The organism is Streptomyces sp. NPDC079141 (assembly GCF_040686775.1).
Lineage (GTDB): Bacteria > Actinomycetota > Actinomycetes > Streptomycetales > Streptomycetaceae > Streptomyces.
Window position 1 is genome coordinate 663,972 of the sequence record NZ_JBFBLP010000001.1, and the last position, 15,442, is coordinate 679,413.

General features: G+C 70.0%; 14 protein-coding genes. 6 read left to right on the top strand and 8 right to left on the bottom strand.

What is annotated here, in order from left to right:
• Positions 1-4: 4 nt before the first annotated feature.
• Complete coding sequence (locus tag AB0Q90_RS03015; RefSeq protein ID WP_363162514.1) at positions 5-1,567, bottom strand: sugar ABC transporter ATP-binding protein; 1,563 nt, start codon at positions 1,565-1,567, stop codon at positions 5-7.
• A 44-nt stretch (positions 1,568-1,611) separates the two neighbouring features.
• Complete coding sequence (locus tag AB0Q90_RS03020; protein WP_363162513.1) at positions 1,612-2,676, bottom strand: sugar ABC transporter substrate-binding protein; 1,065 nt, start codon at positions 2,674-2,676, stop codon at positions 1,612-1,614.
• A gap of 300 nt (positions 2,677-2,976) precedes the next feature.
• Between AB0Q90_RS03020 and AB0Q90_RS03025 the strand changes: the two genes are divergently transcribed.
• The gene (locus AB0Q90_RS03025) at positions 2,977-5,208 is read left to right on the top strand and encodes an alpha-L-fucosidase (RefSeq protein WP_363162512.1); all 2,232 of its coding nucleotides are present in this window, start codon (positions 2,977-2,979) and stop codon (positions 5,206-5,208) included.
• A 137-nt stretch (positions 5,209-5,345) separates the two neighbouring features.
• A complete protein-coding gene (locus AB0Q90_RS03030; protein WP_363162670.1) occupies positions 5,346-6,824 on the top strand; it encodes an RICIN domain-containing protein in 1,479 nt (492 codons plus the stop codon).
• A gap of 58 nt (positions 6,825-6,882) precedes the next feature.
• Here the strand turns inward: AB0Q90_RS03030 and AB0Q90_RS03035 are convergent, their stop codons facing one another.
• Entirely contained in the window at positions 6,883-7,848 is a 966-nt protein-coding gene (locus tag AB0Q90_RS03035; RefSeq protein ID WP_363162511.1) for a pirin family protein, read from the bottom strand.
• Positions 7,849-7,960: 112 nt separating this feature from the next.
• On the opposite strand from AB0Q90_RS03035, the gene AB0Q90_RS03040 reads away from it, so the two are divergent.
• Both AB0Q90_RS03040 and AB0Q90_RS03045 read left to right on the top strand, forming a co-directional pair.
• The gene (locus AB0Q90_RS03040; RefSeq protein WP_363162510.1) at positions 7,961-8,440 is read left to right on the top strand and encodes a MarR family transcriptional regulator; all 480 of its coding nucleotides are present in this window, start codon (positions 7,961-7,963) and stop codon (positions 8,438-8,440) included.
• Positions 8,441-8,448: 8 nt separating this feature from the next.
• Positions 8,449-8,892 (top strand): MarR family transcriptional regulator, encoded by a 444-nt coding sequence (locus AB0Q90_RS03045; protein WP_363162509.1) that lies wholly within the window; start codon positions 8,449-8,451, stop codon positions 8,890-8,892.
• 37 nt (positions 8,893-8,929) lie between these two features.
• Here the strand turns inward: AB0Q90_RS03045 and AB0Q90_RS03050 are convergent, their stop codons facing one another.
• On the bottom strand, positions 8,930-10,336 hold the full coding sequence (locus AB0Q90_RS03050) for a PepSY-associated TM helix domain-containing protein (protein ID WP_363162508.1): 1,407 nt from the start codon (positions 10,334-10,336) through the stop codon (positions 8,930-8,932).
• Positions 10,337-10,466: 130 nt separating this feature from the next.
• Here AB0Q90_RS03050 and AB0Q90_RS03055 point away from each other — a divergent pair, with 130 nt between their 5' ends.
• Positions 10,467-11,114: a peptide deformylase gene (locus AB0Q90_RS03055; RefSeq protein WP_363162507.1), complete on the top strand. Its 648-nt coding sequence runs from the start codon at positions 10,467-10,469 to the stop codon at positions 11,112-11,114.
• 10 nt (positions 11,115-11,124) lie between these two features.
• Here the strand turns inward: AB0Q90_RS03055 and AB0Q90_RS03060 are convergent, their stop codons facing one another.
• From AB0Q90_RS03060 to AB0Q90_RS03070, 3 genes are read right to left on the bottom strand one after another with little or no spacing between them, the layout of a single operon-like run.
• Entirely contained in the window at positions 11,125-11,787 is a 663-nt protein-coding gene (locus tag AB0Q90_RS03060; RefSeq protein ID WP_363162506.1) for an NAD(P)-binding oxidoreductase, read from the bottom strand.
• Between the two features lie 57 nt (positions 11,788-11,844).
• On the bottom strand, positions 11,845-12,489 hold the full coding sequence (locus AB0Q90_RS03065) for an NAD(P)H-dependent oxidoreductase (protein ID WP_363162505.1): 645 nt from the start codon (positions 12,487-12,489) through the stop codon (positions 11,845-11,847).
• Positions 12,490-12,545: 56 nt separating this feature from the next.
• Complete coding sequence (locus AB0Q90_RS03070) at positions 12,546-13,259, bottom strand: DsbA family oxidoreductase (protein WP_363162504.1); 714 nt, start codon at positions 13,257-13,259, stop codon at positions 12,546-12,548.
• Between the two features lie 119 nt (positions 13,260-13,378).
• On the opposite strand from AB0Q90_RS03070, the gene AB0Q90_RS03075 reads away from it, so the two are divergent.
• On the top strand, positions 13,379-13,792 hold the full coding sequence (locus AB0Q90_RS03075) for a helix-turn-helix domain-containing protein (RefSeq protein WP_363162503.1): 414 nt from the start codon (positions 13,379-13,381) through the stop codon (positions 13,790-13,792).
• A gap of 94 nt (positions 13,793-13,886) precedes the next feature.
• Here the strand turns inward: AB0Q90_RS03075 and AB0Q90_RS03080 are convergent, their stop codons facing one another.
• Entirely contained in the window at positions 13,887-15,305 is a 1,419-nt protein-coding gene (locus tag AB0Q90_RS03080) for an NAD(P)/FAD-dependent oxidoreductase (RefSeq protein WP_363162502.1), read from the bottom strand.
• Positions 15,306-15,442 lie beyond the last annotated feature (137 nt).

Genomic DNA, 15,442 nt, shown 5'->3' on the forward strand with positions numbered 1-15,442 from the left:
TACGTCAGGCATGCAGGTCCACTCCTTCCATCGCGGCCACGAGGCCGTGGTCGTGCCAGCCGCGGGCGATCTCCGAGGTCACACGGCCCTGGAACATCACCAGGACCCGATCGCACATGCGCAGGTCGTCGAGTTCGTCGGAGGCGATGAGCACTCCGGTTCCGGTGGCCGCGGTCTCCTCGACCTTGCCGAGGAGGAACTCCTTGGAGCGCACGTCCACGCCCGCGGTCGGGTTGATCAGGACCAGCAGCTTCGGGTCGTCGGCCAGGGCGCGGGCCATGACGACCTTCTGCTGGTTGCCTCCGGACAGGGAGGAGACGGGCAGTTCGGGACCGGGGGTCTTGATCGCGAGGTTCTCGATCATGGCCTCGGCGAGCCGGTCCCGGCGCTTGCGACTGAGGAATCCGCCCTGCCCGATGCGTTTGGGCACGGACAGGGTGGCGTTGTCCGCGATCGACATGTCCGGAACGAAGCCCTGGTGGTGCCGGTCCTGCGGGACGAACCCGGCGCCTGCGGCGAGGGCGGCGGGCACGCTGCCCGGCCGGGGCCGCCGCCCGGCGATCTCCACCTCGCCCGCCGCCGGCACCCGCAGCCCTACGACGGTCTCGGCGACCTCGGTGCGCCCGCTGCCGGCGGCGCCCGCGAGGCCGACGATCTCTCCGGCGCCGACCTGGAAACTGACGTCGTGGTACGCGTCGCCGTGCAGTGCGCGGACGCTCAACGCGGCCGTGGCGCCCGGCGTGAGGGTGCTCGCCCGTTCCCCCTGCCGGTCGGCCGCCGCCTCGCCGGTCATGGCGGCGACCAGGTCGGCGCGGGGCAGTTCGGCGACCGGCGCCGTGATGATGTGCCGGGCGTCGCGGAAGACGGTCACCATGTCGCAGATCTCGTAGATCTCCTGGAGATGGTGGCTGATGAACAGGAAGGTCACGCCCTGGCGTTGCAGGTCGCGGATGCGGTCGAAGAGCCGGTTGATGGCAGCCGCGTCGAGCTGGGCGGTCGGCTCGTCGAGGATGATGAACCGAGCCCCGAAGGACAGCGCACGGGCGATCTCGACGAACTGCCTCTGTTCGACGCTCAGTTCACTGGCGGGTGTCTGCGGGTCGACGTCCACCGACCACGTCGACAGCAGGTCCTGGGCGCGGCGACGGGTGGCCTGCCAGCTGATGAGCCGGCCCCGTCCCTGGTCGTGCCGGTTCAGGAAGAGGTTCTCGGCCACGGTCAGCGTGGGGATGATCGTCGACTTCTGGTAGACGCAGGCCACGCGCTGCCGCCAGGCGTCACGGTCGCTGAGCCGGGGGGCCGGCCTGCCGCCGAAGGTGACCGTTCCCTCGTCGGCGGCGTGCAGGCCGGTGAGGACCGACACCAGGGTCGACTTGCCGGCCCCGTTGCGGCCGACGAGCGCGTGGGTCTCGCCGGGCCGGATGGTGATCCGGGCGCCGCTCAGGGCCACCGTCGGACCGAATCGTTTGACTATGCCCGTCGCCTCGACGACGGGCGGGCCCACCGAGGCCCGTCCGTCGTCCGCCGGGGCGGGCGCGGGGGTGACTGCTCGCTCCCCGTCTCTCATCTCAACCGCCTTGTTCTCGTGAGCCGTTGGATCCCGGAGAGGTGTCAGCCGAGGTTGTTGCCCCACAGCGACTTGTCGTCGCTCTTGACGCTGGGCACACCGCCGTAGGTGCCGCCGTCGGCCGTGACCAGCGGGGCGGAGAGCTGGTCCTCCAGCAGGCCGTCGCGGACCTGGATGATGGTGCTGTCGTGGTCGGTCTTGCCGGGCTTGAACGTCTTCCCGTCGATCGCGGCCTTGAGGTAGTACAGGGCGTACTTGGCGTAGAGGTCGGCCGGCTGGGAGACCGTGGCGTCGATCTTGCCCTCGCCGATGGACTTGAGCTCCTCCGGGATGCCGTCGTTGGAGACGACGAAGACGTGCTTCTTGTCCTCCGGGTCCACCAACAGGCCCCTCTGCTTGAGAACTTGGAGCGTGCCGGAGAGGGCGAAGCTGGACTGCATGTAGATGCCCTTGATGTCCGGGTGGGCGGTCAGATCGGTCTGCAGTTTCTGCGCCGCCACCGCCCCGTCCCAGTTGGTGGCCTCGCCGAACACCTTGATGTCGGGGTAGTTCTTCTTCATGCAGTCGTTGAACGCCTCGGTGCGGTCACGGCCGTTGATCGAGGACAGGTCGCCCTGGAGCATGACGACCTTGCCCTTGCCGCCGAGCTTCGTGCCCAGGTACTGGCAGGCCTTCTCGCCGTAGGCGCGGTTGTCGGCGCGCACGACCATGAACACCTTGCCGGTGTCGGGGCGGGTGTCCACGGTGACGACGGGTATCTTCTTCGCCTCCAGCTGCGCGAGCGTGGGCGCGATGGCGGCGGTGTCCTGCGGGGCCATCGCGATTCCCTTGACCCCCTGGCTGATGAACGTCTGTGCGTTGGCGGTCAGTTTGGCGACGTCGTTCTGCGAGTTGGTCGTCTTCGTCTCCAGCCCCAGCTCCTTCGCGTACTGGGGCGTGTACTTGATGTAGGAGTTCCAGAAGTCGGTGTCGGATCGCGGGTAGTCGACGCCGATCAGTGGCGCGCCGTTCGACGATGCCGACGTGGCGGAGCCGCTGTCGCACGCACTGAGCAGTGCCAGTGCGGACAGGGCGGAGACGGCGGAACAGAGGGCGGTTCTGAGTCTCATCGGTGCTTCCTCGCGCCGGTCCCGTAGCGGGAGATGTTTCACCTGGACGACAGCTGCGTATCGCCGCACAACATTGATGGGATGTCTTTATAGAGGCCCCCCGGGCCGGTGTCCAGACCTCCGCCTGATCCACCACGAAATTCCAGCTCATGGCCCACTCGCAAGTCAGGGGCGACAGCCAGAACCCGAGATCCATCCCATCAATTGCCTGCACACTGGTTGACATCCCAGGGCGGCATGGCCGACCTTCATGCGTGGCCCACCATTCCCCCTGCCCCCTTCCGCATCAGGGATGTGCCCATGTCGAGCTCGATGAACAGACGTCACTTCCTGGCCGGCGCAACCTGCGTGGCCGCCGCGGCAGTTGCCGGAGGTGTGTTCGGCGGCAGCGTCGCCCAGGCGGCGCCCAGCACGTACACGCCCGACTGGAACTCGGTCGACCAGCACCCGCCCGCTCCGGAGTGGTTCCAGGACGCGAAGTTCGGGATCTACTTCCACTGGGGCGCGTTCAGCGTCCCGGCCTTCGACAACGAGTGGTACCCGCGCAACATGTACCAGGCCGGAAGCAACGCGAACCGGCATCACATCGCCACCTACGGCCAGCCGTCGGCATGGCCGTACCACAACTTCATCAACGGAGCCAAGGACTTGGCGGGCAACACCGTCCAGTTCGCGCCGAAGCTGAAGTCGGCCGGCGGGAAGTTCGACCCCGACGAGTGGGTGCAGCTGTTCGTCGACGCCGGCGCCAGGTTCGCCGGCCCGGTCGCCGAGCACCACGACGGCTTCTCCATGTGGGACAGCCAGGTCAACGAGTGGAACTCGGTGGACAAGGGCCCGGGTCTCGACCTGCTGCGGCTGTTCTCCACGGCCATCCGCGCCAAGGGCCTGAAGCTGCTGGTGGCCATGCACCACGCGTACAACTTCACCGGCTTCTACGAGCACGTCCCCGCCCAGACGGACACCAGCCTCAAGAAGCTCTACGGGCAGCTGGGTTCGGCCGCGGAGAACCAGCTCTGGTTCGACAAGCTCAAGGAGGTCGTCGACCGCGCCCAGCCCGACATCCTGTGGCAGGACTTCAATCTGGACGCCGTCGACGAGCAACAGCGCCTGAACTTCCTTGCGTACTACTACAACCAGGCCAACGCCTGGGGCCGTGAGGTCGTCACCACGTACAAGGACGGCATGCACGGCAAGGGCGAGGTCTTCGACTACGAGCGCGGCGGCCCCGGCGACCTCACCGCCCCGTACTGGCTGACCGACGACAGCATCTCCAGCAGCAGCTGGTGCTACACCCAGGGCATCGGCTACTACAGCTTCCAGCAGATGCTGCACTCGTTCATCGACCGGGTCAGCAAGAACGGCAACGTGCTGCTGAACATCGCGCCGATGGCCGACGGCACCATCCCCCAGGCGCAGAAGGACATCCTGCTCGGTATCGGCGACCACCTGAAGCGCTTCGGCGAGTCGGTGTACGCGACCCGCGCCTGGACGGTGTACGGCGAGGGCCCGACAAAGATGGGCGGCGGCTCGTTCACCACCCCGACCGCCGGCACCCCGCAGGACATTCGCTTCACCCGCAACAAGGCCGACAACGTGCTGTACGCCACCGTCCTGGGCTGGCCCGGCAGTTCACTGACGATCAAGACCCTCGGTTCGGACAGGATCAACCTCTCGTCGCTGACCTCGGTGAAGCTCCTCGGCAACACGGCCGGCACCTACATCGACCTGCCCACGCCGACCCAGAGCTCCTCCGGCCTCACGGTCACCCTGCCGTCCTCGGCGCCGTACAGCGCGGGCGCCTACGTACTCAAGCTCGCCTTCTCCGGCGCGATCCCCGCCCTGAAGCCGCTCGTCGGCGCCGTCGTCTTCCCTGACGTCGACTACACCGGCAGGGCCGCCGCGCTCGCCCTCGGCGAGTACACCGCGGCCGACCTGAGGGCGGCCGGTCCGGGACCGGGCACCGTCTCCTCCCTCCGGCTCGCCCCCGGCTACCAAGTGATCGGCTACTCCGGTGACAACTTCACCGGCACCTCCTGGACGTTCACCGCCGACAGTCCCGACCTCAGGGTCACCGGCAACAACGACCAAATCGTTTCGCTGAAGGTCCAGTTCAACCCGGCGACGTACTTCCGGATCACCAACGTCACCAACGGTCTCGCGCTGGACAGCGGCGGCAACGTCGACTCGGGGTCCAACCTCAAGCAGTGGACCTGGAACGGCAGTTCCAACCTTCAGTGGCACGCGGAGGCGGTCGGAAACGGCTACTACAGGCTGGTCAACCGCACCAACGGCATGGTCGCCGACGGCTGGGGCGCCACCGCCAACGGCTCCGCCGCGAGGCAGGCCCCCTGGAACGGTGGCACCAACCAGCAGTGGACGATCACCCACCGGGGCGGCGAACGCTACTCGGTCGCCAACCGCACCACCGGCCTGGTCCTCGACGGCGGCGGCAACGTCGACTCGGGATCCATCACCAAGCAGTGGACCTACGGCAGCAGCACCAACCTGCTGTGGACCTTCACCGCGCTGTAGCCGGCACAGCCCGCCGCCTCGGGCGTCGGCCACATTCAGTGAAACGGACTCGAATGCAAAGAGATGGCATGCATCTGACATTAGGCGGGTCGCGCACGGGGGTGCTGACGGCGGTGACCGCCCTGCTGGCGGCGCTCATGACCGCGTTGGGCACCGCCGGGACGGCGCGGGCGGCCACCGTGGACACCGTGGACACCGGCGCCTGGTATGTGCTGGTCAACCGGGGCAGCGGCAAGGCGCTGGACGTTTCCGGGGCGAGCACGGCCGACGGGGCGGGCCTTTCGCAGTGGACCCGCCACGACGGCGCCAACCAGCGCTTCCAGTTCGTCGATTCGGGCGACGGCTACTACCGGCTCAAGGCGCAGCACTCGGGCAAGGTGCTGGACGTCCTGAACTACTCCACCGCCGACCACGCGGACATCGTGCAGTGGGGCGATGCCAACAGCACCAACCAGCAGTTCCGGCTGGCCGACTCGTCGGACGGGTACGTCCGGCTGATCAACCGCAACAGCGGCAGGGCTGTCGAGGTGCAGAACGCCTCCACCGCGGACGGCGCCAAGGTCGTGCAGTTCACCGACTGGGGCGGCGCCAACCAGCAGTGGCAACTGGTCCGCGCGACGGGCGTACTGGCACAGGCGCACTCCGCGGGGCGGGTCAAGGACGCCGGAAACACCGTGCAGTACAGCTGGCCCGGCGTGTACTTCGAGGGCCGCGTCAGCGGCACCGGCGTGGGCATCGTGCTCAATGACTCGGCCGCCGACTACGACGTCCAGGTCGACGGAACCACCGTCGCCACGCTCGTCACGCCCGGCAACACCACGCACTGGATCAACGGCCTGTCGAACAGCACGCACACCGTCCGGCTCGTCAAGCGCAACGACACGCCGGGGGACACCAGCACGTTCGGAGGCTTCGTGGCCGCGCCCGGCGGTGCCGTCCTGAGCAAACCGACGGCCCGCAACCGCCAGATCGAGTTCATCGGCGACTCCCTCACGGTGGGCTACGGCAACCTCTCGACCTCGCGCACCTGCACCTCGGAGCAGCTCAGGCGGAACACCAACACCGACGTGAGCTACGGCGCCCTCACCGCCCGGCAGCTGGACGCCGACTACCAGATCAACGGCTACTCGGGCCTCGGCATGGTGCGCAACGCCAGCGGAAGCTCGCCGGACGTCACGTACCGCACCTTCTACGACCGCGCCCTGCAGAACGTGTCCGGCGACGTCTGGCAGAACCCGGGCACCTGGCGCCCCCAGCTCGTGGTGGTCAACCTCGGCACCAACGACTTCTCCACTCTCAACCCCGGTGAGTCGTGGACGCCCGACAGCCTCGCGGCCGCCTACCGCAGCGCCTACGGCGACTTCCTGCAGAAGCTGCGGACGCGGTACGGGTCCGGCACCACCATCGTGGCCGTCGGCGCCGGCGAGTACGCCGACGATGTCCAACAGATCGTCAAGGCACGCAACGACTCCGGCGACAGCGGGGTCCGCTCCTGGTTCCTCGACCACTCGGGCCTGGACTTCCTCGGCTGCGACTGGCACTACTCGGCCCACGACGACCGAGTCATCTCCGACCGGCTCACCTCGTTCATCACCGGTCTGCCGATGAACTGGTGACGACGCACAACCGCCCCGGACTTGCCGTCCGGGGCGGTTGTGCGTGAGTTTCCGCAGTTCAGCGCACCCTGCCGCGCGGCTTCAGGGGCACCGCAGGCAGCTCGGGGGCCGGCAGCGGGGCACCGTCGTACCCCTTCACCTCCCCGAACCGCGTCCCTTCCATCCAGTCCCGCCTCGCCTGTGCGATCTCCTCCTGGGACCGTCCGATCCAGTTCCAGAACATGATCAGCTCCTCCTCGAACGGCTCGCCGCCGAGGAGCATCAGGCCCGCGTCCGACTCGGCGCGCAGCGGGAGTTCGGTGCGGCCGCAGCCGAGGTAGAGCATCGAGCCGGGAAGGACGGGGACGCCGTCGACGTGCGCCTCGCCGGACATGGCGAGCACGGCGTACTCGAAGTCCGGCTCCAGCGGGAGGCGTACGTCCGTCCCGCGGGCGAGGGCCAGGTCGGCGCCGACGATGGGCGTGTACGTCGTTCCGGGCGAGGTGGCGCCGTCCATGTCGCCGAGGATCAGCGTGGCGGTCAGGCCGGGTGCCGTGACCGTCGGCAGTTCGGCGTGGTGCTCGAAGCGCGGGTCGGTGTGGCGACTGCCGTCCGGGAGGGCGACCCACAGCTGGGCGCCGTGCAGGAAGCGGGCGTGGGAGCGGGGGCTCTCCTCGGAGTGGCTGATCGCCCGGCCCGAGGTCATCAGGCCCAGCTCGCGCGGGCGGATCATCTGGAGGCTGCCGGTGGAGTCGCGGTGCAGCACCTCGCCCTCGTGCAGCCAGCTCACCGTCTGCAGGCCCATGTGCGGGTGCGGGGGCACCTGCATACCGGGTTCGTCGGCGATGTCGTCGGGGCCGTAGTGATCGACGAAGCACCAGGCACCCACCATGCGCCGGCCCAGGTTGGGCAGCAGGCGGCGCACTTCGGAGGACTCGCCGAGCTTGACCCGGCGAGGGCTGAGGAGTTCGCGCACGGGCTCCGCCACCACAAAGCCACGGCCGCCGCACACTGCGGGCACCGCCTCGCGATCAAGATTGCTCATGGCGCCCAACCTAGCCCCTGGACGCCCGTCCGTCAGGCCAACTCCCGGCGACTTCGGGGCCCTCACCCGAAAATAGTAGCCATGTACATAGTAGCCATGTACTGTATCCGTCATGAGCAAGGGTTCCGAGAAGGCCTCCCCCGGTTTCCTGGTGTGGCGGCTGTCCACGAAGTGGCGGGTCGCGGTCGACCGGGCCGTGGCCCCACTGGGGCTCACCCACGCGCAGTACGCGTTGGTGGCCTCGCTGTACGGCATGCAGCGCAGCGGGGAGCGGCCCAGTCAGCGACGCCTGGCCGACCACACCGGACTCGAACCGCTGTACGTCTCCAAGCTGGCCCGCACCTTGGAGGCCGCAGGTCTCCTCGAACGCACCCGCGACCCGCGCGACCCGCGCGCCGTGCAGCTGGCCCTCACCGACGAGGGCCGCGAGCGGACCGGGCAGGCGATCACGGTCGTCCAGGGGCTCCTGGACCAGCTGCTGCAGCCGCTCGGCGGTCTCGACAGCGACCGGACACGGGAGTTCAGGCGCGATCTCGCGGCCCTGCTCGACGCACCTCTTGATCCGTTCGGCAACGACAGTGAAGACAAGTAGGAGCCATCATGACCACCACCGCACCCAACGCCGACGCCCGCACCCTCGGACTGGCCCACTACGCCGCCCGTGGCGTCCTGGAGACCGTCCTGGCCCGGTACGGCACCACGTTCCAGCAGATGATCGCCCTCAGGGTCGTCGCCACGGCCGAAGCCCCCGTCGAGCGCGACGAAGTCGTCGGGTACGTCGTCACCTCCCTCAAGGTGGAAGCGGAAGACGCCGAAGCGGTCGTCGAGGAGCTGACCACCAAGGGACTGATCACCGCCGAGGCGTCCCGGCTCCGTCTCACGGACGCCGGGCGGGAGCTGTTCACCGAGTCCAGCACCGAGCAGGCGGAGATCTCCGCCCGGATCTGGGGCGACATACCCGTGGAGGACCTGGCGGCCGCCGGGCGCGTGCTGAGCCTGGTCACCGAGCGGGCCAACAAGGAGCTGGCCGCGCTGTCTGCCTGAGAGCGGGGGCGGCGGACAGGGTCCGCCGCCCGCATCTCTACTCCCCCCGGGCAGTTCCGTAGCTCCGCCGCCCGCGCCGGTGGGCGATCTGGCCGAGCACGATGTCGACGGCGAGGAAGGCCAGCAGGGAGATCCCGAGGAGCGGGACGAAGTAGCCGACCACGGCGACAAGGGCCGCGAGCGGTACGAGGATCTGCGGCGGCACCTGCTGCCAGGCGCCGCGCGGCAGCGGCCGTCCGAAGGCGGAGCCGCGGCCGCGCTGCCACCACATGCGGTAGCCCCACACGATCAGCAGGATCAGCGAGAGCGTGAGCAGCATCAGGGCGATCTGGCTGACCAGGCCGAACAGGACACCGGTGTGCAGGTCGATGCCCCAGCGGGTGAGCTTGGCGAGCACCGGGTAGTCGGCGAACCGCAGCACGTCGGTGACCTCGCCGGTGGCGGGGTCCACCGCGACGGAGTCCTGCTTCTCCGGCCAGCTGCGCTGGATCTGCTTGACGACGTACGCCGACTCCGCGTCCGCGGGCGGCACGATCTCGACGGGGTCACCGAGGCCCTTGGCCCTGGCAGCCGCCAGCACCTTGTCCAGGCCGACGCCCTGCTCGGCCTCCCCCGCGGAGGCCGACGCGCCGTGGCCGGAGTGCTCGCCGCCCACCGTCGCCGAGAGGGACGGCGTCGCACCGCCGAGCGAGGTGCGCAGTTCGTCGATGTTGGCGCCCGCGTACGCCGACCAGGTCAGCCCGGTCGCCGACAGGAAGAGGAACCCGGCGGCGGCCCAGGCGCCCACGGTGCCGTGCAGGCCCAGCGTGCGGCGGCGGCCGTTCGTCCCGCGCACCTTGCGCCGGGCACGGCGACGGGAGAACCACAGCACCAGGCCGCCGCCCGCGAGTACCCACAGCCAGCTCGCGGCGAGTTCGCTGTAGAGGCGGCCGGTCTCGCCGAGGTGCAGGTCGCGGTGGAACTCGTCGATCCACGTGCGCAACGGCAGCGCGCCGGTCGAGCCGTACTGTTCGAGCGCGCCGCGCACCTTGCCGGTGTAGGGGTCGACGAAGACGGCGAGGGTGTGGGTCTCGTCGACGCCTTCGACGCCGGACAGCAGCACCCTGGTGGTCGCGTCGTCCTCCGGCGAGGGCCGTACAGCGGTGACCGTGCCCTCGGGGTGGGCCTTGCGGGCGGCGACTACCTGCGCGGAGACCGGCAGCTTCTCCTCGCCGACGGGGACGGTCAGTTCGTGCGCGTAGACGATCTTCTCGGCCGGGAACGCGGCGGCGTACAGGAAGCCGGTCGCGGCGGCGACGAGCAGGAACGGTGCGACGAGCACTCCGGCGTAGAAGTGCAGCCGCAGGACCAGCGGGCGCAGCGAGGCCCAGGTGCGGCGGGCCGGTGCCGGGGCTTCGGGGGGCGGGACCTCGTCCGTGGTGGTGGTCGAGGGAGCGGTGGACATCGGCGGGCCTCTCCGGGCTGGGGACGCTTTTCTGCTGTAGCGGTCCAGTAGTCGGAGCGGGATGACGTCGAGTTCCCGGCGCTCCAAGTGACCTGCGTCACAGGGGTGGTTGTCGTGGCATCCTGACGCCATGCCCACTCCGACTGACCCGACTCCCCTGGCCGACCGGCTCGAACAACTCCTCTCCACGGACGGCCCGTTGCCGATCGTGGCGGCCGGGGACCCGGTCCTGCGCCGCCCCGCCGAGCGCTACGACGGCCAGCTCGGCCCCGCGCTGCTGACCCGTTTCATCGAGGCCATGCGTCTCACCATGCACGCGGCACCGGGCGTCGGCCTCGCCGCGCCCCAGGTCGGCGTCCCGCTGCGGATCGCGGTGATCGAGGATCCGGCGCCGGTTTCGGAGGAGGTACGGCTGGCCCGCGGCCGGGTGCCGCAGCCGTTCCGGGTGCTGGTCAACCCGGCGTACGAGCCCGTCGGCCCCGCCCGCGCCGCCTTCTTCGAGGGCTGCCTGAGCGTGCCCGGCTGGCAGGCGGTGGTGGCCCGGCACACCGAGGTACGGCTGACGGGCGAGGACGAGCACGGCCGCCCGCTGGACGAGGTGTTCACCGGCTGGCCCGCGCGGATCGTCCAGCACGAGACGGACCACCTGGGCGGGATGCTCTACCTGGACCGCGCCGAACTGCGGTCGCTGGCCTCGAACGAGGCGATGGCCGAGCGCTGGACGCAGCCGACCCCGAAGGAGGCGGCGGCAGCGCTCGGCTTCGAACTGCCCACCTGAGACGGCTGTTTCAGGCGCGTGCGTTCCAGACGTGGGGTGCCTTGCGGTTCCAGGTGTCCTTCTCCAGCGCGTCGAGGAGGAAGCGGGCAAGGTCGGCGCGGTTGATCCGCGCCCCCGGCTTCTCGGTGCCGGCCTCGGCGGCGCGCAGCGGGCCACTCATCGGCTTGTCGGTGAGGGCGACGGCTCGGGCGAGGGTCCAGTCGGCGTCGGACGCTCGCACGACCTTGTCGACGCCATGGTGGTCCTCGAAGCCGGCCTTGATGTTCGACATCTTGATGAACGCCTTGACCAGCGGGTTGAGCCGGGCCCAGTCGTCGCCTGCGCCCTGCGAGGAGGTGAGAACGATCCGATGGATGCCCTCCTCCCCCATCACGGTCAGGGTGTTGCGGGCGGCGTCGGTCATGAACATCGGCGGGGTGACGGGCTTGGCCCACGGGTTGTCGGAGGCGCGGGCGTTGTTCAGCACGCTGATCACCGCCTCCGTTCCCTTGGCGGCCTTGCGGATGTCGTCGATGTCGGCGGGCGTACCCCGGATCAGTTCGACGCCGGCCGGGGCCTGGACGACGTCGGGGTTGCGCACGAGGGCCCGGACGCGGTGGCCGCGCCGTGCGGCCTCGTTGAGGACGTGGATACCGGTGCGGCCGTTGCCGCCGAGGACGAGCAGGTTGGACATGGTGATCGATTGCCTTTCGGGACCGGCCGGGGCCGGTCGGGAGATGGTCGAGACCGGTCAGGCGGCCCTCCGGCCACCAATGGCCGTGGCCAGGCTGCGTGCCTGGGCGTGGGCGTCGGTCAGCGACGCCTCGTGGAGGGGCAGGAGAGGAGCCAGCATCGGCACGTGCGGAGCCATGGTCAGCTCGGGCGTGACCGTCGTGACGTCGAGGCCGAGGTTGGTCGGGTGGCCCAGGACGGTTTCCAGCGCCGGCACCAGGTGGTCCATGCCGTGCTTGGGGGCGCCGGGGCCGTAGCCGCCGCCGCGTGCGGAGATCAGCACGGCCGGGCGGCCCGCGGTGGCTGGAGGCCCGTCGAAGTTCAGGGTGCGGCCGTCGACCATGATCTGGTCCAGCCACGCCTTGAACACGGACGGCATCGTGAGGTTGTACATCGGCACGGTGAACAAGTAGGCGTCGGCACCTAGGAATTCCTCGATCAGCTCGTCCTGGACCGCCATGGCCTTCGCCTGCTCGGGGGTGCGCTCGGCAGGGTCGGCGGTGCGGGCGGTGATGCCCGCCGCGCCCAGGTGCGGCGCGGGCGAGACGGCCAGGTCACGGTGGACGACCGCGCCCTTCCACTCGGCACGGAAGGACCGGGCGACCTGACGGGAGACGGATGCCTCGCCGAGCGAGGACGCGTCGATGTGCAGGAGATACGACATGGAGAAGTCAGCCTTTCAAGACGGTCAACGGTGTGTCGGGGATGGAAGGGCGGAGGTCAGCCGTGTGCCGGTACGGCGCAGCCGTCGGGGCCGCAGACCGGAGCGTCGCCGTCGGCGCCCGAGGTGAGCGGGTGGGACTCGTCCCAGGCCGTGCGCAGCACGTCGAGAAGGCCGTCGCTCTGCCGCGCCCCGGGGATGCCGTACGTGCCGTCGACGACGATGAAGGGCGCGCCGGTGGCGCCCAGGCGCTGGGCGCGGGCGGCATCGTCGCGGACCTGCCGCAGGTAGGGGTGCCCGGTCAGCGCCTGGCGGGTGTCCTCCCGGTCCAGACCGATCTCCTGGCCCAGGCCGAGCAGGTCGTCCAGGCTGAAGACCGGACGGGCCTGCCCGAAGTAGGCACGGAAGATCGCGTCCCAGGCTTCGCGGTTCTTGCCCTCGGCGGAGGCGTGGGCGAGGAACTCGTGCGCCAGGTCGGTGTTGCCGACCCGGTTGTCCAGCACTCTGTAGGGGCTGAGCCCCTCGGCCTCGGCCAGTGCCTCGATCCGGCGGGTGGACGCCTCCGCCTGGGAGCCGCCCAGGCCGTGTCGGCGCAGCAGCGCCTCACGGACGCCGAAGGTCTGGCCCACGGGGAACGAGCTGCTCAGCGGGAACGAGCGGTGGATGACCTCCACTTCGTCGCCGTGCTCGAACCGCTCCAGGGCCCGGTCCAGACGGTGGCTGCCAAGGCCGCACCACGGGCAGGTGACCTCGGCCCAGATCTCGATCTTCATGACGCGCCTCCCATGCCTGCGCTTCAATTCCTACGTTTTGTGCGTAGCGCCATGATGGGACAGTATGGAAGTCGATACAAAAGGCACATCGGTGTTCGTGCCGGAGAGGAATGTGCGTCATGGAGGCCACGACAGGTTCGGACGGCGCGGCAGCAGTGGGGCCCTGCGCCGGCATCCCCGCCGAGCAGATGGCCTTCATCCGGCAGGTCCTCGACCGCGTCGGCGACAAGTGGAGCCTGCTCCTCATCGCCGTCGTGGAGTCCGGCCCGCTGCGCTACACCGAGCTGCAGCGCCAAGTCCCCGGAATCTCCCAGCGGATGCTCACCCTCACCCTGCGCCAGCTCCAGGAGGACGGCCTGATCACCCGCACGGCATACGCGGAGGTTCCGCCGCGCGTCGAGTACTCCCTCACCCCGCTGGGCCGCGGCCTCCACGAGATCGTGACGAGCCTGGTCGGCTGGGCCGCCGACCACCACGACGAGATCCGCGCACACCGGGCCCGCGCCGGGGCGGCAGCAACAGCCGGGTCCTGACCACGGATTCCCGGAGAAGTCCCAGAATTGCCGCCGCACCCTCCCCGGACCCACAGTCGTGCAGGTCAGGAAGGGTGCGGCGGCATCGGGTGGTTCAGTTGTCCCGGAACGTCTCCAACAGCCGCAGCCACACCTCGCTGATCGTCGGATACGACGGAACCGCGTGCCACAGCCGGCTGATCGGGACCTCGCCGGCGACCGCGATGGTGGCCGAGTGGATGAGTTCGCCGACGCCGGGGCCGACGAAGGTGACGCCGAGGAGGATTTCGCGTTCGAGGTCGACGACCATGCGGGCGCGGCCCCGGTAGCCGTCGCCGTACAGGGATGCGCCGGAGACGTTGGCGAGGTCGTAGTCGACGGCGCGGACTCGGTGGCCCGCCTGTTCGGCCTCGGCCAGGGAGAGGCCTACGGCGGCGGCCTCGGGGTCGCTGAAGACGACCTGGGGGACGGCGGCGTGGTCGGCGGTGGCGGCGTGCGCGCCCCAGGGATCGGACTCCAGCAGCGGGACGCCCGAGGCACGGGCGGCGATGGCGGCACCGGCGATGCGGGCCTGGTACTTGCCCTGGTGGGTGAGGAGGGCGCGGTGGTTGACGTCGCCGACGGCGTAGAGCCAGTCGCTGCCGGTGACGCGCAGGCTGTCGTCGACCGGGAGCCAGGAGCCGGGTTCGATGCCGATGGAGTCCAGGCCGATGTCGTCGGTGCGCGGGGTGCGGCCGGTGGCGAAGAGGATCTCGTCGGCCTCGATGCGGTCGCCCGCGTCGGTGACAACCACGACCGTGCCGTTCTCGCGGGTCACGGACCGCACGGAGGTGCCGGTGCGCACGTCGGTCCCCGCCTCGGTGAGCGCCTCGGCGACCAGTTCGCCGGCGAACGGCTCCATGCGGGAGAGCAGTCCCTTGCCCCGGACCAGGAGCGTGACCTGCGACCCCAGGGCCTGCCAGGCGCAGGCCATCTCGGTGGCGACGACTCCGCCGCCCACGACGACCAGGCGCCCGGGGGCCCGCCGGGCACTGGTGGCTTCCCGGCTGGTCCAGGGCTTGACCTCGGCGAGGCCGGGCAGGTCCGGCAGTTGGGCCCGGGTGCCGGTGCAGACGGCGACGGCGTGCCGGGCGGTCAGGATCTTGTCGCCCACGGTCACCGTGCGCGGGCCGGTGATACGGCCGTGTCCGCGGTAGAGGTCGGCGCCGATGCCCTCCAGCCAGCCGACCTGTCCGTCGTCCTTCCAGTGGGCGGTGTACTCGTCCCGGCGGGCGAGGACCGCGGCCGTGTCGAGGGGGCCCTGCACCGCGCCGCTCAGTCCCGGCAGGCGGCGGGCGTCGGCCTGGGCGATGACCGGGCGCAGCAGGGCCTTGCTGGGCATGCACGCCCAGTACGAGCATTCGCCGCCGACGAGTTCGCTCTCCACGACCGCGGTGGACAGACCGGCCGCACGGGTGCGGTCGGCCACGTTCTCCCCCACGGGTCCGGCTCCGAGCACGACGACGTCGTACGCCTTGGTTTCCGTTTCCGTCATGGGCTCAGTCTGGTGGGTGGTGTGCGGTGTGGCCACACGGGTAAGCGCGCCGATGCGTGTCTGTCCGCGCACGGAACGCGCGCACGGAATACCTGTCCGTCCGGCCGTGTTGTGCCGACGGCTTCGCCCCGACACCA

Coding starts and splice junctions, on each gene's coding strand:
- AB0Q90_RS03040 (WP_363162510.1), top strand. CDS start 7,961: ATGAGCAAGGGTTCCGAGAAGGCCTCCCCCGGTTTCCTGGTGTGGCGG.
- AB0Q90_RS03050 (WP_363162508.1), bottom strand. CDS start 10,336: ATGTCCACCGCTCCCTCGACCACCACCACGGACGAGGTCCCGCCCCCC.
- AB0Q90_RS03070 (WP_363162504.1), bottom strand. CDS start 13,259: ATGAAGATCGAGATCTGGGCCGAGGTCACCTGCCCGTGGTGCGGCCTT.
- AB0Q90_RS03020 (WP_363162513.1), bottom strand. CDS start 2,676: ATGAGACTCAGAACCGCCCTCTGTTCCGCCGTCTCCGCCCTGTCCGCA.
- AB0Q90_RS03065 (WP_363162505.1), bottom strand. CDS start 12,489: ATGTCGTATCTCCTGCACATCGACGCGTCCTCGCTCGGCGAGGCATCC.
- AB0Q90_RS03055 (WP_363162507.1), top strand. CDS start 10,467: ATGCCCACTCCGACTGACCCGACTCCCCTGGCCGACCGGCTCGAACAA.
- AB0Q90_RS03025 (WP_363162512.1), top strand. CDS start 2,977: ATGTCGAGCTCGATGAACAGACGTCACTTCCTGGCCGGCGCAACCTGC.
- AB0Q90_RS03075 (WP_363162503.1), top strand. CDS start 13,379: ATGGAGGCCACGACAGGTTCGGACGGCGCGGCAGCAGTGGGGCCCTGC.
- AB0Q90_RS03035 (WP_363162511.1), bottom strand. CDS start 7,848: ATGAGCAATCTTGATCGCGAGGCGGTGCCCGCAGTGTGCGGCGGCCGT.
- AB0Q90_RS03080 (WP_363162502.1), bottom strand. CDS start 15,305: ATGACGGAAACGGAAACCAAGGCGTACGACGTCGTCGTGCTCGGAGCC.
- AB0Q90_RS03060 (WP_363162506.1), bottom strand. CDS start 11,787: ATGTCCAACCTGCTCGTCCTCGGCGGCAACGGCCGCACCGGTATCCAC.
- AB0Q90_RS03015 (WP_363162514.1), bottom strand. CDS start 1,567: ATGAGAGACGGGGAGCGAGCAGTCACCCCCGCGCCCGCCCCGGCGGAC.
- AB0Q90_RS03030 (WP_363162670.1), top strand. CDS start 5,346: ATGACCGCGTTGGGCACCGCCGGGACGGCGCGGGCGGCCACCGTGGAC.
- AB0Q90_RS03045 (WP_363162509.1), top strand. CDS start 8,449: ATGACCACCACCGCACCCAACGCCGACGCCCGCACCCTCGGACTGGCC.